Genomic DNA, 25,995 nt, shown 5'->3' on the forward strand with positions numbered 1-25,995 from the left:
AGCCGGGCCTTGCAGCGCCACGCCACCCTTATGATCAGGGAATAGCGCAGGAATCGAATAGGTGTACTCCACCGGTGGTGCTCACGGATTGACCCCACGATGGCCAGGATTCCGGGGAATCACCGCGTCGAGGGCTGTGGGGTGCCGGCAGCTACCGCTCGGCGGTCGGTTGCTGATGATGGGCGGTCCGATCCGCGGCGGGGGACGGCCGGGGGATAGCCGGGGATTCCGTCCGGGGTTGGAGGGCCCGTCGGGTGCTGCCGTGGATCGCCAGGGCTGTCACCTGGGCGACAGGGCTCGTAGCGCGAGTCATCAGCGGCGCTGCTGCGGCGTCGATGGCGGCCAGGGTCGCGTGCCAGCGAGGGTCGATCGCGGCGCGGAGTTGCTGGGAGTTGTTGAGATACCAGGCCTGTTCGCCGGGGGGCCAGGGGCGGTGGTGCTCGGCGGTGATCGCCGCGGCCAGCGCCGCCGGGCGTTGCCAGGTGCCATCGGCGGTGACGGCGTTGGCGTAGACCACCTCGCCGCTGCGGCGGAACGCGAACGCGGCGTGCGCCAGGGCCTGCGTGTCGACAGCCTGGGCGCCGCGGATGACGCCTCGATAGCACTCGTCGTGGATCGCGGTGTCGATGAGCCGGCCTCGGCCGACTTCTTGGACCTCTTCCCAGTAGCGGTGCAGGATTCCCAGGCGGCTGAGGGCTTCGGGGACGGCGACGATGGCGACTTCGACCCGGTAGCCGGCGTTGTGGAAGCGTCGGGCGATGTCCTCGAACTCGCTGGGGTAGCGCATCGCGGATTCCAGGACCACGTGGCAGCGGTTGTCGATGGCGTACTGCTGGGCCTTGTCCCACCAGCGTTCGCCATCGGGCCGCACCTTGGCACTGGCGGTGGTCTCGTCCTCGGCTTGCCACCGGTGAAAGCTGGGGTGCATCGGGTTGTAGAAGTCCATGTTGATGTTGATGAACCCGCTGCTCGCGCCCAAGGCGCGTTTGACCATCGCGGTCACGGCCGTCTTGCCGGCGCCGGTCTGGCCACCCACGATGACGAGGACCGGATGCTCCCGGGTGGGAGCGCCGGTGAGGAACATCGGGACGATCTGCTCGCGGAAGATCCGCTCGTTGGCCTCCTCAGAGAGCACACCGTCGTGGTGGTCGGTCAACGGCCGGCCTCCCGCAGCAGGTCGATGCACTCCTGACGCAGCCGGGCGACCTGCTGCTCGTCGGCGGGGTCCAAGGTCTGCAGTGCTTGCGCGAGCCGGTGCTGAGTGGCGATGACATGGTCCAGCAGACGGGGGGCCTCGCCGGCTTGCTCGAGCTGGTGGCGGCGGGCGGACTGCGCGGCCAGAGCCTGCGTGATCAGGTCCCGCACCACTTGGTGCTCGTGAACCTGCTCGGGGGTGGGGGCGGGGGTGTCGAGCCGACCCAGCAGGGGCGTCTCATCGGCCGAGGTGGGCATGCTGATCCTCTCCGGTCAGGTGGGGGGTGACGGCGAACTCGACCAGGCCGAGGCGGCCGTTGGCGTGGACGTAGCGGGTGAGCGAGGTGTTGGCGACCGGGGTGACGGCGAGGATCGCGTCGAGGTCGGTGAACGGCAGCCCGTCGAGGAGGTGGCGTACAGCGACGACCACGGCGTCGTGAGCCACGACCAGGACCCGCTGGCCGGGGTACCGGGTGTTCAGGTCGGCCAGGACGGCGCGAATCCGCGCGGCGACGTCGTCGAACGTCTCGCCGCCGGGCGGCCGGTAGGCGTAGAGGCCGTCCGCGGCGAGCCGGGCTGCTTCGGCAGGGAACCGGCTGGCGATCATGAGAGGGGTCAGCAGTTCCAGGTCGCCCATGAGCCGGTCGCACAGCCGGTCGTCGACACGGGCCTGCGGGAAGGGCACGCCGAGCGCGGCGGCGGTGTCCACAGCCCGCGTCCACGTCTGGCGGGCCCGCAGGTAAGGGGAACAGACGACCACCTCGGGGAGCTGGTCCGCGGGTTGGTCCGCGAGCCAGCGGCCGAGGTGGGTGGCTTGCTGCCAGCCCAGCGGTGACAGCTCGATGCCGGCGTCGCGCCCGGTGAGGCCGTGGTCGGCCAGGCCCCGGGCCTGGGCGTCGGCGAAGGCCACGTTCGCGGTGCTCTGCCCGTGGCGGACGATGGTCAGCTGCGCAACGGTGTCCATGGCCCCATTGTCCGGCGAGGGTGTGTCAGGCATCGGGGAGCTGGGCCAGTACCTCGGCCGGCGCGGGCTCGACGGGCAGGGGCTCCGGGTCGCGGTGTTTGTCGGGCCCGCAGCGGACGAATGGGCCCGCGTCTCCGGTCAGGACGGCCAGGTGCGGGTCGAGATGGTCACGCCACCAGATGCTCATGCCGGTCTGCGGGTCGTTGACGCGCAGGGCTTCCCAGGCCCGCCACAGCGCGTAGAGACGGGAGAGTGCCTCGGGGTGTGCCCACCAGCGGGGGCACCAGCTGATGCCGGGCGTCGGCCCGGAGGCGACCCGGCGCTCCAGGACGAGCACAAGGTAGCCGGCGACGAACTGGTCGACGTTGCTGAAGACCGGCTCCGGAGCGCTCGGGTCCTCCGCCGGTCCCTCGGGAGTGCCGGCGAGCTGGTCGAGCAGATTGGTCAGGTCGGCGACCGGGTCGGTGGCTGGTTCGGACGTCGGGCTGGTCATGCGATTGGCTCCGGCGGGGCGTCGGGGGACAGAGTCCAGTCGGTGCGGCTGTCGGGATCCCAGCGGGCGAGTGAGGCGCGGATCGCGGCGGCGTACGGCCCGTCCTGCCAGGGTGCGGTGCGGGCGAGCGCCGGTGGGGCGCCGGAGGCGTAGACGATCATCCGGCCGCGGGGCAGGGCGTGTAGGTCGGACACGTCGAGGATTCGTTGCCGGCGGGTGGCGTGGGAGACCGACCGTTGGCCCCATCCGGATCCGCTGCTGCTGGTCGACCTGGTGGTGACGTCGTGCTCGCCGATCAGTTTCGAGAGTTCTTCCAGCCAGTCGGGGTCGGCGACGCCGCCGCCGTAGGTGCGTACGTTCGCTGCGGACCACAGCTTGCGCATGCCTTCGCGGCCCCACACGTCGACGCCTTGGGGGTAGGACTGCAGGATCGTGATGATGGGCAGGCCGTGGGAGCCGTAGTAGGAGTAGAGGGCCGGGAGTTGGCGCAGCCGGCAGATGTTGGCGGCCTCGTCGAGGATGCTGAGCAGCGGCGGGTCCAGGCGGCGGCCGGGGCAGGTGCGGGCGCGTAGCTCGCCGGCGCGCAGGACCGCGTCGGTGAGCGCGGCGACCAGCGGGGCGGGGGAGCCGGGGCCGCCCTGGGAGAGCAGGTACAGCACGTCGGTGGAGGCCACGAATGCGGCCGGGTCGAACTCGAGGACCCCGGCGCGGGTCGGTGGGGTGACCCAGCGGGTGACGGCGGGCTCGGTCAGGCACATGAGCATCTTCTGGGCGCCGGCGTAGATGCCACCGCGGGTCTTGTCAGGCATGTTGACCACGCCGGCGACGGCGTCGCCAGGCAGGTCAAAGCCGTGGTCGCGCAGCAGCAGGGCCGGCTCGTCGTCGCGGGGGCTGACGGCCCACCGGTAGGCGGCGAGGATGTCCCGGCCGGAGACGGCGGCAGCCAGCAGCAGGTTCGCCACCAGCTCCTCGGAGCTGGGGTCGAAGAAGGCGTCGCGGCTGACGCCCGGCTCCCGTTCGGCGGCGGCGAAGTGCTCGGCCAGGCGGCGGGCGTCGGTGATGGTGGCCACGGCGCGCAGCGGGTTCCACCACATGCCCTGCTCGGCGCCGAGGATGTACTGCGGGTCGAACGCCCACACGGTGCCGCGGGCCGCGCGTACCTCGCGGGTGGCGTCAACGATGTCGCCCTTGACGCTGGTGACCAGGGTCGGCCCGGGTGCGGCGACGACGGCCGGGATGGCCCGGCTGGTGGTCTTGCCGGTGCGGGGCCCCCAGATGTCGACGGCCATGTCCTCCCAGGACTGGCGGAGCGGCATCCCGCCGGCGACGGTGTGGCCGATCAGCACGCCGAGCTGGTCGGCCTCGGGCCGGTCGACGCCGGCGAGGCTGGGCCGCAGCCGCCGGCCGCTGTCGGCGACGCCCTTGGGCCCGAGGTGCGCGAGGTCTTTGCGGGTGGCCATCCGCCGCGCGGCCGAGTCGACCCGGGTCCGCCGCCGGCGGGCCCACCGCCAGCCGGCCACGGCTGCGGTGGTCAGCAGCGCCAGGACGGTGACCTCGATGACCGCGACGACGGTGCAGGCGGTGGTCCAGGTGATGTCGCCGCGCAGCACCGCGGCGGCCACCCGGATTGGCCCACCGCCGCGGTATCCGGGTGGCCGGGTGAGCACGACCGGCAGCCACACCGCGCTGGCGGCGACCAGGACCACGGCGGCGATGCCGCCGACGATCAGGCCGGCGTCGTCGTGGCCACCGCGCGGCCCGGTGGGTCGGCTCACGTCATCGTCCAGCGGAAGTCGGTGTTGCCGAGCTGCTTCTCCACCTCGGTGGGTTCCAGGTGCACGGGGATACCCGGCCGGGAGCCGACCTTGATGAGGAAGTTCCCGCGGCCGACGGTCTCGCTACCGGCACCGGCCCAGGACGGCGGCGCCGACCAGGACAGCACCTCGCGTCGCTCGGCGTTCGACAGCGGCCGTACCCGGGCAACGGCGTCGAGTTCCTGCTCGGAGCAGGGGCCGATCATCAGCACCGCGGACCGTTCGGCGAAGCCTCTCGCTTTGGCCCGGTCGTGGGCGGTGGGCAGGGCTTCCAGGTCGGCCAACGAGTGGGTGATGAACGCGGTGCCGGTGCCCTTCTGCCGGTTGAGCCGGGTCAGGCCGTCGGCGCGGTCGACCAGGCCGTGCCCGACGCGCAGCGCCCGCCACAGCTCGTCGAGGACGGTGAAGAAGGTCCGGGCGGGGGCCAGGCCGAGGTCGGCCATCAGGTGCGCCGCCTCCACCTGGGCGAAGCCGTAGGACCAGGTCGACAGCAGAGTGGCGGCGGTGCGCAGCTCGTCGGTGTCGTCGATGCCGGAGATGTCCACGCACACGGCCGGGGTGTCGAGCCGGATCGCGGTGGTGGTCTGCCCCTCGAAGGTGCCGCCGAGCGGGCCGTGCAGCAGCGCCAGCAGCGTGCGGTGCAGGCTGGCGGTTTCCTCCCGGAACCGGGGCAGATCCTGGTCGGTCTGCCACAGGGTGACCGCCCGGACCTGCGGCGGGGCGTCGCGGATGACGTTCAGGACGTCGGAGAGCACCGGCTGGGTGTCGGTCTCGCGTTCGGCGAGGTAGCGCAGCGCGGCGGCCAGGACGGTGGTCTCGTCGGAGTTGACGGGCCCGCGGCGGATCAGGGTGGCCAGGGCGACCAGCATGTTCAGCCGCCGGTCGGTGACCGCGGCCCGCACCACGGCGCCGGTGCGCTCGTCGACCCGGTCGAGGACCTGCCGCCACGGGCCGGCGTCGAGGGGGTTGATCCGGTCCAGGCCCGGCCCGACCCGCAGCACCTGCCCGCCGAGCGCGCGGACCAGTTCGGCGTAGTCGGGCTTGAGGTCGCCGAGGATCAGCGGCGTGACGCCCTGGGCGGTCAGCCCGAGGACCATCCGGCGCACCGCCGTGGACTTGCCCATGCCGGGCTCACCCTCGATCCACACCGACGGGTTGTTGATCAGCCGGGCGCGGGTGTACCAGGAGATCGGGTCGAAGCAGACCGCCGAGCCGGTGTAGAGGTGCCGGCCGACCGGCACGCCGATCATCGGCGTCGACGCGCCGGTGCCGAACGGGAACAGCCCGCAGACCTGGACGGTGGTGCCCCGGTATTCGGTGGGCGGCTCGATGTAGGACCAGGCGCCGCCGCCGGGCCCGGTGTAGCCAAGTCGGCCGGGCCGGCGGGCTGGTCGACCCGGTGGGCGGGGGGTGTGGGGTGCGGTGGTCATGCCGGCGTCCTAGAAGGGGATCGTGGCGTGGGTGGGCAGGACCACGCCGGCGGGCAGGCCGGCGGCGAATCCGGCGGCCTGGCAGCCGTACATCGGCCGCAGCACCAGGCGTGCTTCGCCGGCGCGGGCCTCGATGATGCCGCTGGCCTCGTCGAGGTGCTTTTCGTCGGCGACGGTGGCGGTGACCAGCACGGTGAACCGGGTGACGCCGGCGCCGGCGGCCTCTTCCTCCGCGGCCTGTTCAGCGGCGGCGAGATCGGTCAGGTCTCGGGCGCTGGGCCGGTGCTTCTTGCCGGCGAGGAAGCGGGCGTCGCGCTTGTCGGACTCGACCAGCCGGGCCGCCTCGCCGGGGGAGTACGGCCGGTAGATCATGGTGACCCGTTTGCGCAGCAGTTGCGGGTCCGGGTCGGTCAGCCGGGCGAACAGCCGCGAGTACACCAGTCCTCGGGGGGCTTCGACCATGCACCAGGTGCGCGAGATCCCGGAGTCGTGCCGGTAGAAGTCCCAGCTCTCCCGGGTGGCTACCGGGCCGGCCTGCGTCCAGTCTGGGGTGAGTTGGGGGTCCCGGGCGAGGTCCAGGGCTGCGGCCGGGTCGTACGCGGCGCGGACCATGCCGGCGAGGCTGCGCGTGGCCATTGGCACGATCCCGGCGCCGGTGGCGCCGGTGAGGCCGGCGTGCAGGTGCGGCAGCCGGGCGGCGACCTCCCGGCAGACGTCCTCGTGGGACATCGACCGGCCGGGTGGGGCGGTGTAGGTCAGCGACACGCGGGTGTCCACGGTCGCCGAACCGGCGGGGTAGGACTGGACGACGTCGTCGAGGACCTGCAGGGCCAGAGCCGGCGCGTCGGGCCGGGAGGTGGCGGCCACCTCGGCGGCCAGCCGGGTGCCGGGATCCGGGGTGGTCTCGACGGTGACCTGCGCCTGGACTAGCTGCGGCTCGCGGGACAGCGCCGCCAGCCAGGACGCCAGGTGCCCGACGCGGGCGTCGATGACCGCTTGGTCGACCAGGTCCATTCCCTCTGGCGCGCACCGCAGGGTGACGGTGTAGTGCCGGCTCTGCGGCACCACGACGACGGCGACGACCCCGGAGCGGCCGGTCTCCACCTCGTACACCTCGGAGCGGGCCAGCACCCCGGGCAGTTGGTGGGCGGCGGCGACGCGGGACGCGACCCCGGAGACGTAGACGTGGTGACGGCGGGACCGGGCCAGCCACCACGCCACCCGGGCGGTGATGACCTGGAACCCGGTGCGCCCGTTGACGCGGATCGCCAGCGGCGTGAGGACTATCAGGCCGGTTATCGTGGTGATCAACGCCGCGAGGGTGGACACCGACAGCATCACGGCGGCGAGCACCATGACCAGGAACGCGGCGATGGTGCCGGCCGGGCCGAGCCCGAACAGGCCGGCACCGCGGCCGAGCCGCCAGTTGCCGTAGGTGCGCTGCTCGCTGGCCCGTTCCCGTACCCCGGTGCTCATGACCCCTCATCCGTCGCCGCTCCGGAGGCCCCGCCGACCTTGCGTACCGTCGCCGGCCCGGCCTTCGCCGCTTTGTCCATGGTGCTGGCGGCGAGCCCGACCGTCCCGCCCGCAGCAGCTCCTGCTCCCACGCCCGCACCACCGGCAGAGCTGGAAGCACCAGCTCCAACTCCCGACATGGCCGCACCTACGCCGGCCGTTCCGGACCCTGCCGTGGTGCCGGTTCCGCCCGTAGCAGGACCTGAGCCGCCGGATGGTCGCGAGGGCGGGTATGGGGGGTCTGTGCTGGTGCTCGCGCCGACCGGCCGTCCCTGACCGCCTTTGGACTGCGTGCCGCCGCTGCGGCCGCCCGATCCGGCGAGGCGCACGGCGCCGGAGGCGACCTGCCCGGCTGCGGATGCGGCCGCGAGGACGGTGCCACCCCCGCCGCTGGACAGCGTCGACACCGCCGGAGCGATGAGCCGCATCAGGGCGGGCAGCGCGACGAGTGCCATGCAGAACCCGACCAGGCCGGTCAGGATGTCGGTGAGGGTTTTCCCCTCGCCGATGAGCCAGAACACCGTGGCGTAGATCGTGGCCGCGGCCGGCTTGTACAGCAGCAGGGCGAGTAGCCAGGTGAGGTACCGGTTGCGTAACTGGCCGCCCGCCGCGCCGGCCAGCGGCAGCAACCCGGCAAGCAGCAGCAACACGACGTTGCGGGCCAGCAGCAGCACCAACTGCACCAATGACGCCAGAATGACCATCAGCGAGATGCCGATCGTCATGAGCGCCGTCAGGCTGGATGTCGCGGTGGCGGGGGCGAGTTGCATGAACCGTTTGCCGAGGTCGCGGTTGGCGGCGGCGTTGAGGATCCAGTCGGCGTAGGAGTCGCCGATGCTGAGCAGCAGTTGTACCGCTGGCACCCCGGCGACGGCGAGCACGGCCAGCAGCACCAGGTTCTTGGCGAGGGTGCCGGCCTCACGGCCGTTGCGCTCCAGCGCCAGCTTGATCGCCGCGACCAGCACCGAACCGACGGCGACTGCGGCGACCGCCCACCCGGTGTACGCGCGTAGGTGCTGCACCACCCCGGACGTTTCGGACACCTGCGGGGTGGGGATGTTCAGCCACCCGGTGACCAGGATCTGGAGCACTTCCGCTGCGGTCTTCCCCGACTGCTCGGCCAGCCCGTCGAGGTACTGCTGAATGCCGTAAGTTGCGATCGCGCCGGGGACCGTGCAGCCCACGTCAATGAGCGGGTTGCACATTAGCGAGCGCCCCATTCGACGACGCCGGTCAGGTCGGGGGCGGGGCGACTTAGTGAAGTCCATGCGCCGCCGGGCGGGGCGACGAGCCGCCAGTCGTCGTCGCGCCACAGCAGGCTAAGCGTGACGATGTGGTAGCGCGAGTTGCCGGCGGGTGCCCGGAGCGCGAGCCCGATCACGGCCGTGTCGGGGGTGTAGGACTGGTAGCTGAACCCGGCGATCTGGCTGAGTTCGCCGGGCTGGGCAGCGCTCTCCCCAGCGGCGTCGGATTCCTTTAGGGTCGACAGCAGCCGGTCGCGGTCGGCGCTGGGCACGAGCTGCCTCTCGATGGTGGGTTCCCACGATGCCCGGCCAGCGGAGTATGAGGCCCGAATGCTGATCTGCGCGGCGGCGATTAGCGCACCGACTGGCGTGTGCGCGTATCCGGAAGCGACACCACCCGAGGTAGTTCTCGGCCCGGCAGTGTCGCTGCTCGGCACCGCCACTTGGCCTACCAGATGCCAGGTCACATCGTCTGGCGCGGTGGTCGGCACGGTGGTGGGTAGCGCCTGATCCGGGCTGCTCCCCGCAGGTGCCGGGTTCACCGGGGGCGTGCTGTCGGCGGTGTCGTTGCTGTCGTCTCCCAGAGAGAGCGCGGCGATCAGCACCCCGACGATGACGATGACCAGGAGCAGAGCTGCGGAGGCGATGAAGCCGGGCCGCGTCCACGGCGGACGGTCGGCGAAGTCCGGGGGGGCAGACGAGCGCGGCATTGGCGTTCCTCCTAGATCAGTGCGGAGACGATCGCGGACGCGCTTCCGATGAGCAGGCAGGCGGCGAACACCCAGCCGAGTTGGGAGACGTTGGTGTCGTCACCGCGGCGGTGCGCCAGGGCCATCTTCGCTGCGGTGTAGAGCAGCCCGCCGACGCAGGCGGCGGTGGCCAGGTAGGCGATCCACTGCAGGATCGTGAGCACTTTGTCCGCCACCTCCGGTGGTGCCACGCCGCTTCCGGGGTCCGGCACGACCGGGCCACCGCTTGGGCTCGGCGCCGCCGCCAGGGCCTGCTGAAGCTGGTCGATATATTCGATCGGGGTCATCGTTTCCCTTCCCGGGTTGCGCCCACCTTTTTCCAGATCGTGGTGCGCAGTGCTTCGACGTCGGGGGAAGCGCCGACGTCCCGGGGGTCGTCGGCGGCGAGCAGCGCGTCGACCCAGCCGACGCGCCAGACCTCGGGTGCCCATCCGCGTAGCAGTTGCAGTCGTTCGGTGGCGATGCGCGGCGGCTTCCGGGGTGAGGCGGCGACCGCGACCACGCCGAGCACCTTCGTCAGGCTGTGCATGCCTGGGGTGCTGCGCCATTGCTCGATGGCGCCGGTCGCCGCCCAGGTGCCCGCTGCGGATGCTCGGCAGACGAGGACCACGTGGGTCGGCGGCATCGCCGGTGTCACCAGGGGCCAGCCTTTGCTGCCGAAGTCGACCCCGAAGCCGACCAGCCGTGCCAGGGTGCTCGTTCCGGCGCCGCCGTGACATCCGACCCACCACACCGGCGGCCAGTCGCCGAGATTCTGCGGAATTATCGCGAAGGGCATCGCCGGGGCGGGGCCGGGGCGCGTGCGGGAGGCTGGGACAGCTGCTGCCTTCACCCGCGGCTCCGCCGGCACGCATAGGGGCTTCTCGCCATCCGATGCCTCCCCCGCCTTTCAAGGTCACCTGACGAGCACCCGACAGTAGCACTGCGTTTCCGAATGGATCTATGGTGATTGCTCTGCCGCGATAGGACGCGAAAGGCAGCACGGGGGAGGCGTCGAATGGCACGCAGGGCGCGCACGTTGGCGCGCATCGACCACCTGGATCGGCCGGCACGGCTCGCCGCTGGCATTGTTCTCGCCATGGTGTGCACAGTCGGTTGCGCACCCACCGGCGATCCGGGCACACCGGCACCGCAGCGCAGCGGCCCGGTCTATCCGACGGCCGGTGCCGGGGACGGCGATCCGTCCCCGACGGGGGAGCTGCCGGGCGGGGACGACCACGATGACGGGGCGCCTGCAGCCCCGCCGTCGGCGGGGCAGGCGGCGCCCGTCGCTGCGGCGTTCGCTGCGGCGTGGGCGCGTCCCGACCTGCCGGCCGAGGCGTGGTGGCGGGGGATCGCGGTGGTCTGCGACGAGGGGTTCGCTCGTGCGCTGCGTACCGTCGAGCCGGCGCGGGTGCCGGCGACGCGGGTGACGGGCCGACCGGTGGCGAAGCGGGCGCCGAAGGGCGGCGCGGCGGTGTACGAGGTAGCGACCGACGCGGGGACGCTGACCGTGACGCTCGCCGGTGTTGGTGGGCGGTGGGTGGTGACGGGGAACGACTTCATCCGGTCGGTGAGCCGATGAACCGTCGATCGGTCGCGCTGGGCGTGGCGGTGCTGGCGGTGGTTTTGTTGGTGTGCGGCGGCACCGTGGGTTTGCCGTTGGTGATGTTCGGCCTGGCGCAGGCGGAAGCGGCGGCGTGCGAGGTGCCGTCCCTGCCCGGGTCGTCGCCGATTCCGGGCGCCGGTGCGTGGGGCGGCGCCGAGACGACGAACGCCGCCACCATCGTCGCCGTCGGGCGGCAGCGTCAGGTGCCGCCGCGCGGTTACGTCATCGCGCTGGCGACCGCGATGCAGGAGTCCACGCTGCGCAACCTGGCCAACGCCAACGTGCCTGAGTCGCTGACCCTGCCGCATGAGGGCGTGGGCCGCGACCACGACTCGGTCGGGCTGTTCCAGCAGCGCCCCGGGTGGGGCAGTGTGCGTGAGCGGATGACGCCCACCTACGCCGCGGGGAAGTTCTACGAGGTGCTGTTGCGCGTCGACGGCTGGGAGCGCATGCGGTTGACTGACGCGGCGCAGGCGGTGCAGCGCTCCGGCTACCCGGAGGAGTACCAGAAGTGGGAGGACGACGCCGAGCAGCTCGCCGCGAGGGTGCTCGGCCTGCCCAACATCGGCGACATCGGCGGTGGTGCGCCGAGCGCCCCGTGCGGTACCGATGACCTGGGGCCGGTGCCGGTAGGTCCGGGCGGCTGGGTGCAGCCGATCCGGGCCACTATCGTCAGTCCCTTCGGTCAGCGTGGCGGTCGGCTGCATGCCGGTGTGGACATGTCGAAGGCCGATGTGCGCGGCGACGCGATCCGCGCGGCGTCGACGGGCGTGGTGGAGCAGGTCAAGTGCGACTGGTACACCACCTGCGACCGCGACGGGAACACCAGTCAGCGCGGGTGCGGGTGGTACGTCGATATCCGCCATCCGGGCGGCATCGTCACCCGTTACTGCCACATGATCCAGCGCCCCGAGGTGTCCATTGGCCAGCGGGTCACGGCCGGTACGGTCATCGGGTTCGTGGGCAACAGCGGCGGCAGCTCCGGGCCGCACCTGCACTTCGAGGTGCACCTGAACGTTCCGCCCGGGCCGTACCACGCCAACGGCGGCAACGCGGTCGACCCGGAACCGTGGATGCGGGCCCGCGGCGTGCCGCTCGGGATCAGGTCATGACCGGCGCCCACACGATGACGGCCTCCCTCGCCGAAGCTGGGGAGGCCGTCATCGTGACGTGGGCGTGGCCGCTACGTCTGCGCCGGGACGTCGGTCGGCGTCACCAGCTCGTCCGGCCGATTCTGCACGGGTTGCGCCTGCCGAGGTGCGCGGCGCCGCCTGGACGTGCTGGACGACTCCGGTGCATCCAGGCCGAGCTTGGCCAGGTCGTCGGCGGTCCAGCCGCCGGCGACGGCGTCGGCGTAGCGGGCGGCGTAGCGGGCGTTGGCCTCACGCAGCGCGTTGACGAGCTGGTCGCGGTCGTGGCGGGCGGTAGCAGCTTCGCCGACCAGGTTCGCGCGCTCACGCAGCAGTTGCAGCGCGGCCCGCTCGGTCTCGGTACGGACGGCCTTGGCGGACTGTTCGGCCATGGGATCCTCTCCCTGGATGCTCCGGTCTGGTGGATGTGGACGCCGAGCCTAGCGGTCAAGATCGATCCTCGTGGGCCCACCCTTGCGCCCCCGCTGGTGACCGCCGAGGGCGCCGTCAGTGTCCGCCGAGGACGTCGACCAGGAGCACGGACGTGCCACCGGCACGTCGCACAGCGCCGCGCCGCGTCGTTGACGCTGGGCGCTGGCGACCGGCCGTGCCGGGCCACCACGAGGCCGTCTCGTGGTGCGCGTCGTCAGGTGCGCTCGGGTCCGCGACCACGCGGCCGGTCGCGCACACGCGACCGGCCGCCTTCGTCGGAGCAAGTTGGAGTAAAAGTCTGACTTTTGGTCAGACGGGCCGCGTTGCGGCCGGCCGATACACGGCGGGCGGCGTCCGCCGGGAGGGTGGTCGACGTGGGTGATCCGGCGCAGGTTGGGGTGGTCCGGTTCGGTGCGAGCCAGCGCCGGCGGCGTGCTCACAGCGACGACGATCCGCGCGTGCATCGGGTGACCGTGCGGCTGTCCGAGGCGGAGATGGCGGCGGTCGAGGCGAACGCGGCGGCGGCCCGGATGGCCACCTCGGCGTACCTGGCGGAGGTCGGATCGGCGCCGCTCGTGCCCGCCCCTGCCGGTCCGGACGGCGCTGCGGAGACGGGACCGTTGCTGGTCGAGCTGATGGGCGTGCACCGACAGGTGCGGGGTGCGGCGCACAACCTGAACCAGGCCGTAGCGCGGCTGCACTCCACCGGAGAGCCGGCCGGGGACCTGGCCGCCGCGGCGGCGTACCTGGCGAGAGTGGCGGCGCGCGCCGACGACCTCGTCACCGCGATCGCCGCCGCGCAGACTGGCCGCCGATGATCCCGAAGGTGACCTACGGCAGCCGGGTACGCGGTCTGCTGGAGTACCTGTGGGGTCCCGGGAAGGCCGAGGAACACGTCAATCCGCACCTGGTCGCCGGGTACGACGACGTGGCGCTGCTCGCCCCCGATCGCCGCGACCGTGAGGGTGGCGGGTGGTCGCTGGAGGAGCTGGCGGCCCGGCTGGACGCGCCGCAGATCGCCGCCGGCGAGCGCGGGGTGCAGCAGTACGTGTGGCAGTGCTCGCTGAGCCTGCCCGCACAGGAGGGGCAGCTCGACGACGCGACCTGGTCGCGGATCGCGGGCCGGTTCGTGGCCGAGATGGGCTTCACCGGCGACGCGGAGCGGGCCGGGTGCCGGTGGATCGCGGTGCGGCACGGCCTGTCGGCCAAGGGCAATGACCACGTGCACCTGGTCGTCACCCTGGCCACCGAGGACGGGGCGCCGGTGTGGCTGCGGCAGGACAAGCGGCGCAGCCAGCAGGTCGCCGATCTCCTGGAGGACGAGTTCGGGCTCGGCAAGTGGACGCCTGGCCGGAGTGGGGCGACGAAGCGCCCGGAGCTGAACCGGCCGGAGGTCGACCGGGCCCGGCGCAGCGGCCAGGCGCCGGACCGGGAACAGCTGCGCCGCCAGGTCCGTGCGGCGCTGGCCGGCGCCCGAAGTGAGGCCGAGTGGGTCGCACGAATGAAGGGCGCGGGGCTGCTGGTCGCCCCGCGGACCTCGACGAAGGACCCGAACCAGGTGGTCGGGTACGCCGTCGCACTGCGGCCGACCGGGGCGGGCACGCCGACCTGGTACGCCGGGCGCAGCCTGGACGGCGACCTCAGCCTGCCCCAGGTCCGCACGCGGTGGCCCGAGGCCGAGCGGCCCCCGGTCGGCCAGTGGAAGGCAGCGGATTCCACGGAATCGAACCTGCGTGGCGAGGACCGGATGGCGGTGTGGCGATCATCGGCCGCCGCACTGGAGGCGATCAGCGGACGGCTGGCCGGGGTGGCGCCCGACTCGCCGCAGTGGCCAGCGGTGGCGCGGGCCAGCGCCGAGCTACTGGCACGGGTGGCGGCGGCCACCGAACCATCAGGCCAGGGTCCGATGAGCCGGGCCGCCGACGCCCTGGCCCGGGCGGCGGCCCGCCGCGTCGCGCGCCGGCGCCGGCGGCGTCGTCGGTGGCTCGGGAGTTGGGTCGCGTCGCGGACGCGCTGCTGGTCGCCGGACACGCCCGCGACGGCGGTGAGGCGGCCGTCCTGCTCGCCGTGGTCGTCCAGGCGGCCCGCCTGGTCGTGGCGCTGGCCGAGCTGCGCGCCGCGCAGCAACAAGCCCACGCCGCTGGCGCCGCTGCTGCTGCCGCCGCGCACCTGATGCCCCTGCTCCAGTCCGGCGCCCAGCACGTCGACCAGGGGCATGTGCCGAACCAGGGCGGGCCGCCGCAGCCGCCGGTCCACACCGTGCCGGGCCCGGTCCGGCCCCGCGTCGACCCCACGGTCGAGCGCGATCCGCAGCGTTGAGGAGGACGAGCTAGTGCCCGACAACGAGATGGCCGAGATCCACCAGCGGGCCACCGCGGCGGTCACCGCCGCGATCCAGGCCGCTGGCCAACTGGCGCAGGCGGCCATCGAGATCCGGATTGCCCAGCTGCAACGCGCCGCCCGCGCCAGCGAGGAGCAGGCCCGCCGCATCCGCGCCCAGGTGCGCGCGGCCCAGCAGGCCGGCGCGACCGTGTGGCGGCCAGCGACCCGGCCGTCGTGGTGGCGGCAGGCGTCGGCCGAGGACATCGCGCGGGCCTGGCGCGCCAGCGCCGAGTGGGCGGCCGTTGACCCGCGCGCCCAGGCCGCCCAGCAGGTCATCGTGGTGCGGCTCGCCGAACGCGGCGTCCACGTCGACCCGCAGACCGGCGCCCGGCCGGGGGACGAGGCATGGCTGTCCGACCAGCTCGACCGCGCCGCCGTGGACGACGTCGACCGGCCGTCAGAGGTCCCACCGGCGGGGGCCCGGCCTGATGCCGGAGAGCGGCGCCGCACCGCCCAGGAGCGCCAGGAGGCGATGGCGGTGCACGTACGGGAGGTGTGGTCCGCCGACCGAGCGGAGCGGGTCATCGCCTCGGCGGCGTGGCCGGCGCTGGCCTACAAGCTCGACCAACTGGAGCGCGCCGGGCACGATGTGCGCGACCTGCTGCGGCAGGTGCCGGGATTTGTCGACCGGGCCCACACGCCCGCTGCGTACGCGTTCCGGGTGGTCGACGACTACGCCACCGAGCAGGGCGCCGGAGCGGCTCGGACCGACGGCACCGTCCAGGGCGACGGGGATCGTCCCGCCGTCACGCTGGACGGTGAATGGCGGGAGACGGGCGGCGACAGGGGGGAGGACGCTCGCGGCGACCGCCCCGAGGCCGGCCAGACGTCTGCCGGACCCGGTGATCGCGACGTGCACGCGGCGAAGCTCGCGGCCCAGGCATTCCCCCAGTCGACCGCGGCCGCCGTCACCGACGCCACGGCGGCGGGCAGGCCGGCTGAGGCGCGACCGGCACCGCCGCGGTCCGCGGCCGCAGACGTGACCGCCGAAGCGCCGGGCCGGTAGAGGGCTGGCCGGCGCGGTGCCCAGCTACTTCCCGTCGTCGGTCCTGGAGTGCTGGAGCTTGTGCACGGTCAGGCCGGCGTTGCGCCCTCGCATGGCCATGCCGGTGTCGTAGGTGAGCAGGCGGACGCGGCGACCAGCCAGGGTCTGGAGGGCCGCGGCACGGTCGACGATCTCGTCATCGGTGATCGACAGCCGGGTGTGCCCTGGCGGGTCGAAGACGACGTCCAAGGTGATCTCGCCACGCGGGATGCCACCGCTGCCCAGTGGTGATTAGTCCTGCTCGCGGAGCCGGCCGCCGTCCCGGACCACCTGCTCGATCTTGGCCGTGACCATCCGGGCTCGGCGCCGAGTGTCCTTGTTCTGGTGCTGCTTCTTGCCGTCCAGCTCGTCGACGACGGCCATCGGCACCAGGATGTGGATGGTTCTTCGCGCAGCCCGAGGTCCTGCCGCAGGTCGATCTCGTGCAGCTCCTGCGGGTAGTGCAGATAGACGTTGGTGTCGAGCACGACCAGGATGCCGGCGCGGTGGAGCTGGTCGACGCGCTCCTTGAGGTTGCGGATGGCCTGCTCGAAGACGGTGACCCGTTCGGTGAGTTCGGTGGAGATCAGGCCGTTGAGGACCGGCTCCCCCTCCCGGGCTCCCGAAAGGGACTGTGGCCGCGAGGATGGTCTCGTAGCTGCGCAGCCCGAGGAGCTGCTCCAGCTCGGCGGGCCGGATCAGGTTGTAGAGCCGTCGACGTGCCTCGTGCACCCACTCGATGTACGTGAACGCCCGCTCGATGGCCACGGTCCCGCCGCCGCCTCCGACGACGTTGTGCAGCTTGTTGAGCAGGTAGTCGAGGGCGGAGTCGAGCACCGTGCGCTCGGTGCCGGGCAGGGGGTTGACGAGCATCCCGCCATTCAACACGGCCCGCACCCGTGGCCACCGCGGTCGGCCCCCGGCGTACTTGTTGTTCCAGATCTTCGCCCTCGACGCAGTGCGGGATCTGCGAACTTGCTCCCGTGTTGCTGGCACGGGGACGGTACTACCGGAGTACGCTGATCGGTATGACCACGGTGAAGAAGCTGTCGATCTCCGTCCCTCAGGATGTAGCTGAGACGTTGGAGCAGCAGGGCCCGGGCAAGGCGAGCGCCTACGTGACCGGGGCCGTGCGCGCCCAGAGGGCGTGGGAGCAGTTCCGTGACGAGCAGGCTCGCCGCGGGGTGACGCTGACCTCGGAGGGCATGGCCGCCGCCCGCGCGCGCCGGTACGCGGTGCAGGCCGAGTGGCCGGCGGAGCGATTCGCGGCGGTCCGCGAGCGGGTCCGCCAGCACATGGAGCAGGAGCAGGCCGGCGGGGACCAGTCGGCGTCGGCCGCGTGACCCCCGAGGACGAACTGCCCCCGGTCACGCTCGTGCTGGATCGCTCGGCGCTGCTGGCGTACGTGGCGGGGTCGATCCACGCCGTGGAGCCAGTAGGCGAGGTCATTACCGACCGGCAGCGCTTCGGCGTCACCGCTGTCACCGTGGCTGAGGCCTTGAAGCTGGTGACCGATTCGAAGGACCGGAAAGACCTCCACACGCTGCTGGCGATGGATGCCTGCGCGGTGCTGCCCACGTGGGGCGAGGACTGGTTGGAGCTGTCGTACTGGCTGGGGGTGACCAGTCGGGTCGACCTGGCCACGACGGTGCTGGCGTCGCTGGAGCACGGGGCGCAGATTCTGACCGGGGAGGGGCATCGCTACGGCGAAGGCCTGCCGATCAACTACATGCCGAATCAGTGACCGGGGCGCTGGCCCGGAGGCCAGCGTCGCGCAGGCTCTTGCCTGCCATCGGCTTGGTGTTCAGCTTCTGACATTGCCTTGCTCGGCGGCGGGACGCTCTCGGCGGGCAATCTGGGCCAGCGCGCGGACGACGTCGGCGGGGCCGCACGGTGATTAGCTCATCGCCGACGGCGTCGAGCGTGGCGGTAGTGCGCCTCCACAATTTCCCGCAGGATCGCCCCCGTTTTCACTCCGCGGGCCGCCGCGTCCTCCATCACCCGCCGGGCGATGCCGCTCGGGTATCGGCCCAGCCGTAGTTTCCAGACCAGAAACAACGCTCAGCAGTTGATCTAGGCCCGTACTAGCGGTTCCAGGTTCCACCGGCAGCGGCGGTTCCTGGGTCATTCCTACTCGGCCAGGTACGGCCGGGTGGGGGTAGCAGGGTGCAGGGCCTGGCGATGAGATGTGCAGCTCAAGCGTTGTCAGCGGTGGCGTCTAGCCTTTGGGGCATGACGCAGGCCGCGCAGACGTATGCCTATCTACGCCCCTCCGCGGTGCACCGCACCGCGGAGGGCGGCACACTCAGTCTCCAGACCTCCGGCGGCGCCACACCGGCGGGGCAGGAAGCCCATCCGACTTTCTTCCACGGCTTCCTAACCTCTCCACAGGTCGCCGCGGCCGGCCTGCTGTGCGTCGCGGACGTCGCCGCCGCCCGCTACCACCAGCCGCTGCGCCCCGCATGGCTTGACCCGGTGGTCACCGGGAACGGGGACCGGCTGCGGTTCGAGTCGTTCTCCGGCTGCTGCGGCGTGTACGCGCGGCTCGACCTGCTGGGCGACGCCCTCGACGGCGACGACATTGGACACGGCACGACCAACGTCGATGTGAACATCCCGCTCCGGCAAGCCCTGACCCGCGTGGGCCCGACCGATCCGCTCCTTCTGGAAGTCGGGCCCGACGAACTGGCCGTCACCACCTTCGACGGGCCGGTGGTCGAGAAGAAGGTGCCGCTGCCCGACCGCTGGCTGCGCGGCCTCGCCGAGACACAGGTGATCGCCTCCGGCTTCGACCTGCGCGCCGAGCTCTCCGCGGCCGAGGCCGCAAGCTTCCTCCGATCGCTGCCACGTGCCGGAGCCTCCCGCGGCGTGTCGCGGGCAGCGCGCTGGGTCGTCCCCGCGGGCCGATCGCTGCGCGCCACCGCCCGGCCGGTCCCCGGCGCGGTCTGCCTGCCGGGTCCGGAACGGCTCGCCGTGCTGACCCGGGTGCTGCGCCATGCGACGGGCCTGCGGCTCCACGGTCCGACCGTCACAGCGGGCAGCAGCCCCGTGGCGAGCGCGTGGGAGGTGGGGCTCCCCGGGATGCGCCTCACCCTCACCCTGTCACCGGACGCGTCACGGGGCTTCTCCGGCGAGGGCAGCGTCCTGGACGCCCTGGTGGCGGAGGAGTCGGCCGAGGACGCCGAGCTGGTGTCGGTGCTGCTCGCCTGGGATCCCGTCGTCGACATCGCCGACCTGGCCGCGCAGTCCGGGCTCACCCCACGGCGGGTACGGTCGGCGCTCACCCGCCTCGGCACGGCCGGGCGCATCGGCTACGACGTGGCGGAGGCGGCGTACTTCCACCGGGAGCTGCCGTACGACACCGGGCGTGCCGAGCGCCACAACCCCCGGCTTCGCGCCGCCCACGCCCTGGTCGAGGCGGGCGCGGTACGCCTCGACGGTGAGCTGGCGACGGTCACCCTCGACGACCACGTCCACCGGGTCAGGTCCGCCGATGGGCGCCTGACCTGTACCTGCCGCTGGTGGGCCGAATACCGCGGCGGCCGCGGACCGTGCAAGCACGCCCTCGCCGTCCGCATCGTCCGCCGGGCGGCGTCACACCGTACGACCGACGCTGCCCAGAACACGACTGCCACTTCCACCGGAGCCACCTGATGAGCGGACCCCTCACCTACGACATCCCCCACGGGGCTACCGAGGGTATGCGCGAGCTGCTGCACGTCGTGCGCGTGGGTCGTGCCGAGGCGGTCCCCGAGCTAGTCGGCACGCTCACCGCCGCCGAGCGGCGCACGTGCCTGCCGGTGCTCAAGTCGTGGCGCGCGACCACGCGGAACAATCGGGACGACGGGCACTGGGCCATACGCGCGGCGCTGTTGTTGGCCGGGGCGGGGTGCTGTACCGGCACGGCGGCGGCGGCCCAGTGGCTCGCCAGCGGCGATCTGCGGTGGGCCAGCAGAGATCCCTCACCGGTCCTCGAAGCGCTGGGTGACCGCGACCCCGAATGGCTGGGCCAGCTGGCGCACCGGCTGGCGGAGCGCCGCACCGTCGCGGAGGAGGAGTACCCGCTGATCGCGCAGTTGGTGCACGCCGCGGGCTGCGAGCCTCCCACGACGGACGGCTTCGTCCTCGGCTGGGAGCGCAGCATCCCGGTCCGTGGCATGACGGTCAAGGACAGACTCCGGGACGACCCGTTCCTGGCGGTGATGGTCCCCCGGCTCTTCGAGGTACCGGAGGCCGGCTCGGACTTCCAGTACAGCCGGGCGGACGACCCCGGATGGCCGGAGGCGCTCGCCGGGCTTGCCGAGGAGGGACGGCTCAGCCGCGAGATGCTGATCGACGGCTGCCTTTCACGGCTGCTGCGCGGTGGCCGACTCGGCCTTGTGAAGGGCTTCCTCGCCCTGCTGACCGCCCTGGACCTGACCGAGGACGAGCGGGCGGCGCACACGCTCACCTGGGTGCGGATGGTGCCCGACGCCCACGCGCTGGCGGTGGCACGTGCCCAGGAGGTGCTCGCCGGGCTCGATGAGGCGGGCTGCCTGGAGAGCGAGCACCTGGTCGAGGCATCGCGGGCCGCCCTGTTCCGGCCGGAGAAGAAGATCGTGCGGGCCCAGCTGACCATGCTCGACAAGGCGATGAAGCGTGGCGGGGCACGCACGGACGAGTTGCTTCCCGCAGCCGCCGTAGCCTTCAGCCATGCGGAGCACAGCCTCCAGGAGCAGGCTCTCGCTCTGGTCGTCCGCCACCGTGAGCACGCGACCGGCGCCGTCCTGGCCGGGCTCGCGGCTAGCGCCGAGCAGCTCAGCCCTGACCTGCGCAAACGCGCGGCTGAGGTATTCGGCCACGCCTTCGCCGATGAGGGTGCCGGTGCCCTGGCCGTCGAGGGTGACGCGCTGCCGCCCGTGCCGAGCGCCGAGCGCCTTGACCCGGCACCGCTCACCTCTGCAGAACTTGCGGAGGAGGTCGGCGTCCTGCTGCGCGGCGGCGGCACACCAGCGCAGTGGGAGCGAGCGCTGAACGGTCTCGTGGTGCACGCCCACGCTGACCTGGCGGGCCTCCGGGCTGCTCTGGAACCGGTCGTGGCACAGCTGCGGCAACCGGCGAGCGGGGACGGTGGGTACGGTGCCGCCGTCGTCGGCGGCTGGAATTGGCTCTATTGCGTCGTCATGTCCGTCATGGGTACGGCCTCGGAGAAGGATCTGACCTTCATCCGCTACCGGGCCCTCGATCACCAGTGTCCGCACTCGGCGATCCGTTCCGTTCCCCTCATCCGCGCGGCCGAAATCGGGGCGCGGCTGAGCGATAGCCCTTTGCCGTTCCTGCTGGCCACGCCCACCTGGTCGACGGGGACCATCGAAGCGTCGGAGCTGGTGGCGCGGCTCGCCGCATACGAGCGCTCTGGCACCGAACCCGGCCACGCCGACCTCGACCAGGCCCTGCTGCGCCTCGACCGGGAGGTACCGCCCGAGGCGGTGGCGGCCGCTGCGAAGCTCACGTCTCCGGCGGGGCGGCGGCTCGCCGCCCGGCTCGCCTCGGGCGGGCTGCCCGATCCCGCCGTCTCCCGCGACACCGAGCCGCTGAGCCGGAGGGCCCCCCGCCCCGGGGTGCTGGTTCGCACCGAGGCCGTTCCCGGGCACGAGGACTATCCCGAGCCGTTCCGCTCTCTGCTCGGTGTGCATGACCCCATCGGGAGCCCGTGCAAGTGCGGAAGCGGTGGGGAGTGCTCCCCGCAGGCGTTGGCGCTCCTGCCCCAGCACCGGGAGATCATCGCGGGGCGGATGCTGGTGTCCTTCGCGAACCTGGCCGAGTTCGACAACGTCGGCGAGGTCGCTCCCGTACTGCTCGCGTTGGCCGAGTCGGGCGGACCGGCCGGCCCCGCGACCCACCTCCTCCTGGCGTACGGCCTCGGGGCACGGCGCGTGGAGGAGCAGCTGTTCGCCGTGGACGCGATGCTCATCCTGGCCGCTCGCGGTCAGCTCGACGCGGCTCGGCTCGGCCGGGACATCGCCGAGCTGGCCGGCCTGCGCCGGCTCAAGCTCCAGCGCATCGTGGTGGCGCTGCGGGGAGTGGTACGCACCAACGTGTACGCCACGGTGTGGGCGGTGCTCTCGGCCGCCCTTCCCCTTCTGCTGGCGGGCGAAGCGCCACACGGGCTTCCCGCCGTACTCACGATCGCGGCCGAATGCGCGGAACGGTGCGGAGCCCGTGGGACGATCCCGGAGATCAACGAGCTGGCGGCGCGCTCTGGCCCGTCACAGTTGGTCAAACAGGCACGGCGAATCAAGAGTGCGACCGAGATGCCAGTCAAAGGGCAATGAAATGGCCTTTTCGCTGTTCACTGAGGCGCCTGACTGAGACGGGCTGGCGGATGTACTTCCACCAAGGCGCTTGGGCCGGCTGGCCTTGTGGAACCGCCGCCGGCAAAGCGGGGCAAAAGCGGCGGTCGATGATGCGGGCCAGCTGCCCGAGGCGCCCGCCCGACTGCGAAAAATCAACGACAACGCTGGTCAGAGCAGGTGCCGCAGGACAGCGGTGCTGCTCGTGCCGAGAGCCGGTTGACCAGCGTTACCGTTGATTTCGGGCTGGAAGCTACGGCTAGGCCTACTGGTGCTTGCTGACGTAGGCGAAGAAGAACAGCATCAGGATCAGCCCGAACCAGAAGTTCCAGACCGAGTTCAGGCGGTAGTAGCCGCGTACCGGCTTCCCGCCCCGCTTGTGCGGACTGACGAACGGCATGACACCTCCGTGATCGAATCGCTACCGAACGGCATGCATGGATATCACGGAGCGCCGACAGTCCGGGGTGTTGCTATGGGGTGAGCAGCGTCCAGGTGCTGACCGCACCCAGCAGGATCAGGGCCGGGAGTGGCGTCCCTGATAGTGGTGTAACGCGGTTGGCGTGATCGCCGGACAGCCTGTCCGGCATAGAGCGCGGCCATCGCGTGATCTTTCGAGTGAACCTTCGACAGCACTCTCGAAAGGGACTACCGCGATGACCGCACCTCACATCATCGACCCTGCCGGCCTGCTGGGCCAGGCACTGACCGACGCGTCACCGGATCTGATGCGGCACCTGCTGTCCACGGTGATCAACTCTCTGCTGTCGGCGGAGGCCGACGCGGTCTGCGGCGCCGAGTACGGCATCGCCTCGCCGGAACGGATCAACTCCCGCAACGGCTACCGGCACCGCGAGCTCGACACCCGCATCGGCACGATCGACGTGGCCATCCCGAAACTGCGGTCGGGCTCCTACTTCCCCGAGTGGCTGCTCGAACGGCGTAAGCGGGCCGAGGCCGCGCTGGTCAGTGTGGTCGCGACCTGCTACCTGCTCGGCGTCTCCACCCGACGCATGGACAAACTCGTACAGTCGCTGGGCATCACCAGCCTGTCCAAGTCACAGGTCTCGCGGATGGCCGCCGACCTGGACGCCCAGGTCGCGGCGTTCCGCACCCGGCCGCTGAGCGAGTCGGGGCCGTTCACGTTCGTGGCCGCCGACGCGCTGACCATGAAGGTCCGCGAGCAGGGCCGGGTCGTCAACGCGGTCGTGCTGGTCGCGACCGGCGTCAACGCCGACGGCCACCGCGAGGTCCTCGGCGTCAAGGTCGCCACAAGCGAGACCAAGCAGGCATGGAACGCGTTCTTCGCCGACATGGTCGCCCGCGGCCTGACCGGCACCCTGCTGGTCACCAGCGACGCCCACGCCGGCCTGGTCGACGCGATCGCCGCGAACCTGCCCGGCGCGTCCTGGCAGAGGTGCCGCACGCACTACGCCGCGAACCTGATGGCGGTGTGTCCGAAGTCCGCGTGGCCGGCGGTCAAGACCGTGCTGCACTCGGTCTACGACCAGGTCGACGCCGCTACGGTCCACGCCCAGTTCGACAAACTCCTCGACTCGGTCAGCAGGTCGCTGCCGGCCGTGGCCGCCCACCTCGACGACGCCCGCGCCGACCTGCTCGCCTTCACCGGCTTCCCGCAACAGATCTGGCGCCAGATCTGGTCGAACAACCCCAACGAACGACTCAACAAGGAGATCCGCCGCCGCACCGACGTCGTCGGGATCTTCCCCGACCGCGACGCCGTCATCCGCCTCGTCGGTGCCGTCCTTGCCGAACAACACGACGAATGGACCGAAGGCCGCCGCTACTTCGCCCTCGACATCCTCGCCAAGGCCCGCGAGACCGCCAGAACCACCACGACGAGTCCGGACCTGCCCCAACTGGAGACCGCAGCATGACCGACGTGACCGGCGACCACACCATCCCCACCCCGGCCGAACGCAAGAAGCTCAACGCCGCCCTGGCCGCCACCGGCACCGAGACCGGCTTCTGGGACGGCCACGGCCGTCCCGCAGCCTGGCCCGACGACATCGACCGCTGGCAACCCGAAACCAACGAACCCGCCCCTGAGCAGCCCGGAACACAACCCTTCTAACCAGTACAACTCGAAAGATCAGCCGTTACACCACTTCCAGGGGCTTGACCGGGCCGGGACAACCAGGAGCAGCTCGGCGGGCGAGCCGGTGCGGAAGCGCAGCGGGGCCCACATGCCCAGCGGCGCCCACCGGCAGCCCCGGATCCGGATCGGCCACAGCAGCGGCACGCGGGTGAAGGTCAACGCGTCGCCGAGGGAATGGACGAGGCAGCCGAGTCCCAGGGGCAGACCCACCCACCACCAGCCAGCGACCGGGCCGGGCAGTGCTGCGGCCATCACCCCGACGAACAGCCCGGCCGCCGCCGATCCGTACGCCCCTCGGGTGCGCTTGCGCAGCGCCCCGCGCGTGGCCAGGGCCGTGGCCAGCCCGGCGACCACCGCCGCGGCGACGTCCCCGCCGACCCAACACAGCAGCGACACCAGCAGGCCGGTGACCACCGCGAACAGCAGGGTATGCGTGAGCGCCCGATGCCCGCCCCGGCCCGTGCAACAGCGGCAGGAGGCCCCGCGCAGCGCTGCGGCGCCCGCGGCCGTGCCTTGGGCGATCAGCCGGGTCACCGGACCCAGCGACCGGGCGATGACCGACCCGGGATGGTCGACGTCGGGCAGCAGCGCCCCGCCAGCGGTGACGGCCGCGCCGACCACCACGGTGCCCACCGCAGGCCGTGCCCCAGCCCGGCCGCCAGCGCGCAGCCGCCCAGCCAGGCCACCGCCCCGGACAGCGCGTGAGAACGCCCCATCACCGCCGCGCCACCGCCCCTCCACCCTCGACACAAAACGTGAAGGAATCATCGCAGAGGGTGTCAACGCTTGGCGATGAGTCAGAAGGCGATGACCAGGCCGCCGCCGGCGAGCCCAGCGTGCAGGCCGAGCTGCCCGGTCAGCACGTCGCAGCCCGGCCTAGCCGTAGCTTCCAGCCCGAAAACAACGGTAACGCTGGTCAACCGGCTCTCGGCGCGAGCAGCACCGCTGTCCTGTGGCACCTGCTCTGACCAGCGTTGTCGTTGATTTTTCGCTGTTTACTACCGGGAGGCCTTGTAGCAGTTGGTGTGCTGGTGCCAGTCGACCGTCGGGAGGGTGCGAGTGGCGCCGGCAGGCACCAGGCGCCGCACCCATGTCTTGATCCCGTCCTGGCTGACGTGGACCTTGCCGGCCTTCCAGCGCACGACGAGCATCGGTGCGCGGCCGGGCGCGGTGGAGCGTTCCGCCTGCTGCATGGTCAGACCGTACGGTCAGCGTCCGACATCGTGCTACGCGGCGGCGGGACGCTCTCGCCGGGCAACCTGGGCCAGTGCGCGGACGACGTCGGCGGGCCGCACGGTGATCGGCTCGTCGCCGGCGGCGTCGAGCGTGGCGTAGTGCGCCTCCACGATCTCCCGCAGGATCGCCCCCGGCTTCACGCCCCGCGCCTCGGCGTCCTCCATCACCCGGCGGCGATGTCGCTCGGGTACCGGGCGGACATGCTCACCCTTCGTCGTCGGCGGGGTGTCGTCGACCACCGCGTCGGACCAGTCGCGGCTTTCCAGCGACTCCTGCGCCGCCCTGATGTCCTCTGCCCGGCTCATCGCCCGCCCCTCTCCATCAACTTGCGCAGTGGCTGCGCCTCGTC

General features: G+C 72.0%; 30 protein-coding genes and 1 pseudogene. 12 read left to right on the plus strand and 19 right to left on the minus strand.

What is annotated here, in order from left to right:
* Positions 1 to 151: 151 nt before the first annotated feature.
* Genes JD77_RS31560 through JD77_RS31610 form a run of 11 tightly spaced genes read right to left on the minus strand, consistent with a single transcriptional unit; the run spans position 152 to position 10,181 of the window.
* Complete coding sequence (locus JD77_RS31560; RefSeq protein WP_145777923.1) at positions 152 to 1,156, minus strand: zeta toxin family protein; 1,005 nt, start codon at positions 1,154 to 1,156, stop codon at positions 152 to 154.
* On the minus strand, positions 1,153 to 1,452 hold the full coding sequence (locus JD77_RS31565; protein WP_145777924.1) for a hypothetical protein: 300 nt from the start codon (positions 1,450 to 1,452) through the stop codon (positions 1,153 to 1,155). The genes JD77_RS31560 and JD77_RS31565 overlap by 4 nt, the downstream gene beginning before the upstream one ends.
* Positions 1,433 to 2,158 (minus strand): histidine phosphatase family protein, encoded by a 726-nt coding sequence (locus tag JD77_RS31570; RefSeq protein WP_145777925.1) that lies wholly within the window; start codon positions 2,156 to 2,158, stop codon positions 1,433 to 1,435. Before JD77_RS31570 ends, JD77_RS31565 begins: the two co-directional genes overlap by 20 nt.
* Positions 2,159 to 2,183: 25 nt before the next feature.
* The gene (locus tag JD77_RS31575; protein ID WP_145777926.1) at positions 2,184 to 2,651 is read right to left on the minus strand and encodes a DUF4913 domain-containing protein; all 468 of its coding nucleotides are present in this window, start codon (positions 2,649 to 2,651) and stop codon (positions 2,184 to 2,186) included.
* The gene (locus JD77_RS31580) at positions 2,648 to 4,426 is read right to left on the minus strand and encodes a type IV secretory system conjugative DNA transfer family protein (protein WP_145777927.1); all 1,779 of its coding nucleotides are present in this window, start codon (positions 4,424 to 4,426) and stop codon (positions 2,648 to 2,650) included. Before JD77_RS31580 ends, JD77_RS31575 begins: the two co-directional genes overlap by 4 nt.
* A complete protein-coding gene (locus JD77_RS31585) occupies positions 4,423 to 5,895 on the minus strand; it encodes an ATP/GTP-binding protein (RefSeq protein WP_145777928.1) in 1,473 nt (490 codons plus the stop codon). Before JD77_RS31585 ends, JD77_RS31580 begins: the two co-directional genes overlap by 4 nt.
* 9 nt (positions 5,896 to 5,904) lie before the next feature.
* A complete protein-coding gene (locus tag JD77_RS31590; RefSeq protein WP_145777929.1) occupies positions 5,905 to 7,371 on the minus strand; it encodes an SCO6880 family protein in 1,467 nt (488 codons plus the stop codon).
* Entirely contained in the window at positions 7,368 to 8,594 is a 1,227-nt protein-coding gene (locus JD77_RS31595) for a TrbL/VirB6 family protein (RefSeq protein ID WP_246141391.1), read from the minus strand. The genes JD77_RS31590 and JD77_RS31595 overlap by 4 nt, the downstream gene beginning before the upstream one ends.
* Positions 8,595 to 8,614: 20 nt before the next feature.
* Positions 8,615 to 9,364, minus strand: coding sequence for a DUF8175 domain-containg protein (locus JD77_RS31600; protein WP_145777931.1), 750 nt, complete (start codon positions 9,362 to 9,364; stop codon positions 8,615 to 8,617).
* A gap of 11 nt (positions 9,365 to 9,375) precedes the next feature.
* Positions 9,376 to 9,690, minus strand: coding sequence for a hypothetical protein (locus tag JD77_RS31605; RefSeq protein WP_145777932.1), 315 nt, complete (start codon positions 9,688 to 9,690; stop codon positions 9,376 to 9,378).
* On the minus strand, positions 9,687 to 10,181 hold the full coding sequence (locus JD77_RS31610) for a hypothetical protein (protein WP_246141392.1): 495 nt from the start codon (positions 10,179 to 10,181) through the stop codon (positions 9,687 to 9,689). The genes JD77_RS31605 and JD77_RS31610 overlap by 4 nt, the downstream gene beginning before the upstream one ends.
* 219 nt (positions 10,182 to 10,400) lie before the next feature.
* Between JD77_RS31610 and JD77_RS34580 the strand changes: the two genes are divergently transcribed.
* Together JD77_RS34580 and JD77_RS31620 are read left to right on the plus strand one after the other, a co-directional pair.
* Complete coding sequence (locus JD77_RS34580) at positions 10,401 to 10,967, plus strand: hypothetical protein (RefSeq protein ID WP_246141393.1); 567 nt, start codon at positions 10,401 to 10,403, stop codon at positions 10,965 to 10,967.
* Positions 10,964 to 12,103 (plus strand): M23 family metallopeptidase, encoded by a 1,140-nt coding sequence (locus JD77_RS31620; RefSeq protein ID WP_211372896.1) that lies wholly within the window; start codon positions 10,964 to 10,966, stop codon positions 12,101 to 12,103. Before JD77_RS34580 ends, JD77_RS31620 begins: the two co-directional genes overlap by 4 nt.
* Positions 12,104 to 12,174: 71 nt before the next feature.
* On the opposite strand, the gene JD77_RS31625 is transcribed toward JD77_RS31620, so the two are convergent.
* Positions 12,175 to 12,513 carry a hypothetical protein gene (locus JD77_RS31625; RefSeq protein WP_145777934.1) on the minus strand — a complete coding sequence of 113 codons (339 nt, stop codon included), beginning with the start codon at positions 12,511 to 12,513 and terminating at the stop codon, positions 12,175 to 12,177.
* A 414-nt stretch (positions 12,514 to 12,927) separates the two neighbouring features.
* On the opposite strand from JD77_RS31625, the gene JD77_RS31630 reads away from it, so the two are divergent.
* From JD77_RS31630 to JD77_RS31635, 4 genes are read left to right on the plus strand one after another with little or no spacing between them, the layout of a single operon-like run.
* Complete coding sequence (locus JD77_RS31630; protein WP_246141394.1) at positions 12,928 to 13,371, plus strand: plasmid mobilization protein; 444 nt, start codon at positions 12,928 to 12,930, stop codon at positions 13,369 to 13,371.
* Positions 13,368 to 14,726 carry a relaxase/mobilization nuclease domain-containing protein gene (locus tag JD77_RS32660; protein WP_170286670.1) on the plus strand — a complete coding sequence of 453 codons (1,359 nt, stop codon included), beginning with the start codon at positions 13,368 to 13,370 and terminating at the stop codon, positions 14,724 to 14,726. The genes JD77_RS31630 and JD77_RS32660 overlap by 4 nt, the downstream gene beginning before the upstream one ends.
* On the plus strand, positions 14,726 to 14,872 hold the full coding sequence (locus tag JD77_RS34585) for a hypothetical protein (protein ID WP_170286671.1): 147 nt from the start codon (positions 14,726 to 14,728) through the stop codon (positions 14,870 to 14,872). The genes JD77_RS32660 and JD77_RS34585 overlap by 1 nt, the downstream gene beginning before the upstream one ends.
* 13 nt (positions 14,873 to 14,885) lie before the next feature.
* Positions 14,886 to 15,941 (plus strand): hypothetical protein, encoded by a 1,056-nt coding sequence (locus JD77_RS31635; protein WP_246141395.1) that lies wholly within the window; start codon positions 14,886 to 14,888, stop codon positions 15,939 to 15,941.
* Between the two features lie 24 nt (positions 15,942 to 15,965).
* On the opposite strand, the gene JD77_RS31640 is transcribed toward JD77_RS31635, so the two are convergent.
* Together JD77_RS31640 and JD77_RS34970 are read right to left on the minus strand one after the other, a co-directional pair.
* Positions 15,966 to 16,169, minus strand: a complete 204-nt coding sequence (locus JD77_RS31640) for a hypothetical protein (RefSeq protein ID WP_145777936.1) — start codon at positions 16,167 to 16,169, stop codon at positions 15,966 to 15,968.
* Positions 16,170 to 16,211: 42 nt separating this feature from the next.
* Positions 16,212 to 16,343 (minus strand): hypothetical protein, encoded by a 132-nt coding sequence (locus tag JD77_RS34970; protein ID WP_170286672.1) that lies wholly within the window; start codon positions 16,341 to 16,343, stop codon positions 16,212 to 16,214.
* Positions 16,344 to 16,987: 644 nt separating this feature from the next.
* On the opposite strand from JD77_RS34970, the gene JD77_RS31650 reads away from it, so the two are divergent.
* The 4 genes from JD77_RS31650 to JD77_RS31665 all read left to right on the plus strand — a co-directional run bounded on the left by JD77_RS31650 (position 16,988) and on the right by JD77_RS31665 (position 22,273).
* The gene (locus JD77_RS31650) at positions 16,988 to 17,302 is read left to right on the plus strand and encodes a hypothetical protein (protein ID WP_145777938.1); all 315 of its coding nucleotides are present in this window, start codon (positions 16,988 to 16,990) and stop codon (positions 17,300 to 17,302) included.
* Positions 17,299 to 17,703, plus strand: coding sequence for a hypothetical protein (locus JD77_RS31655; RefSeq protein WP_145777939.1), 405 nt, complete (start codon positions 17,299 to 17,301; stop codon positions 17,701 to 17,703). The genes JD77_RS31650 and JD77_RS31655 overlap by 4 nt, the downstream gene beginning before the upstream one ends.
* A gap of 488 nt (positions 17,704 to 18,191) precedes the next feature.
* Positions 18,192 to 19,613, plus strand: a complete 1,422-nt coding sequence (locus JD77_RS31660) for an SWIM zinc finger family protein (RefSeq protein WP_145777940.1) — start codon at positions 18,192 to 18,194, stop codon at positions 19,611 to 19,613.
* Positions 19,613 to 22,273, plus strand: coding sequence for a DUF7824 domain-containing protein (locus JD77_RS31665; protein ID WP_145777941.1), 2,661 nt, complete (start codon positions 19,613 to 19,615; stop codon positions 22,271 to 22,273). The genes JD77_RS31660 and JD77_RS31665 overlap by 1 nt, the downstream gene beginning before the upstream one ends.
* Positions 22,274 to 22,556: 283 nt before the next feature.
* Here JD77_RS31665 and JD77_RS34975 read toward each other — a convergent pair whose 3' ends face one another.
* The gene (locus tag JD77_RS34975) at positions 22,557 to 22,691 is read right to left on the minus strand and encodes a hypothetical protein (protein ID WP_281292203.1); all 135 of its coding nucleotides are present in this window, start codon (positions 22,689 to 22,691) and stop codon (positions 22,557 to 22,559) included.
* Between the two features lie 256 nt (positions 22,692 to 22,947).
* Between JD77_RS34975 and JD77_RS31670 the strand changes: the two genes are divergently transcribed.
* Both JD77_RS31670 and JD77_RS31675 read left to right on the plus strand, forming a co-directional pair.
* Complete coding sequence (locus JD77_RS31670) at positions 22,948 to 24,189, plus strand: IS256 family transposase (protein WP_145773316.1); 1,242 nt, start codon at positions 22,948 to 22,950, stop codon at positions 24,187 to 24,189.
* Positions 24,186 to 24,386, plus strand: a complete 201-nt coding sequence (locus JD77_RS31675; RefSeq protein WP_145773317.1) for a hypothetical protein — start codon at positions 24,186 to 24,188, stop codon at positions 24,384 to 24,386. The genes JD77_RS31670 and JD77_RS31675 overlap by 4 nt, the downstream gene beginning before the upstream one ends.
* An 18-nt stretch (positions 24,387 to 24,404) precedes the next feature.
* Here JD77_RS31675 and JD77_RS31680 read toward each other — a convergent pair.
* From JD77_RS31680 to JD77_RS31690, 4 genes and pseudogenes are all read right to left on the minus strand, one after another.
* Positions 24,405 to 25,126, minus strand: a pseudogene (locus JD77_RS31680) (metal-dependent hydrolase).
* An 81-nt stretch (positions 25,127 to 25,207) separates the two neighbouring features.
* Positions 25,208 to 25,330: a hypothetical protein gene (locus JD77_RS34980; protein WP_281292200.1), complete on the minus strand. Its 123-nt coding sequence runs from the start codon at positions 25,328 to 25,330 to the stop codon at positions 25,208 to 25,210.
* A gap of 78 nt (positions 25,331 to 25,408) precedes the next feature.
* Positions 25,409 to 25,603 (minus strand): hypothetical protein, encoded by a 195-nt coding sequence (locus tag JD77_RS31685; RefSeq protein WP_145777942.1) that lies wholly within the window; start codon positions 25,601 to 25,603, stop codon positions 25,409 to 25,411.
* 33 nt (positions 25,604 to 25,636) lie between these two features.
* On the minus strand, positions 25,637 to 25,995 hold a 359-nt coding region (locus tag JD77_RS31690; protein WP_211372897.1), incomplete at its 5' end, for a hypothetical protein.

Origin of the sequence: Micromonospora olivasterospora (genome assembly GCF_007830265.1) — a bacterium.
Taxonomy (GTDB): domain Bacteria; phylum Actinomycetota; class Actinomycetes; order Mycobacteriales; family Micromonosporaceae; genus Micromonospora; species Micromonospora olivasterospora.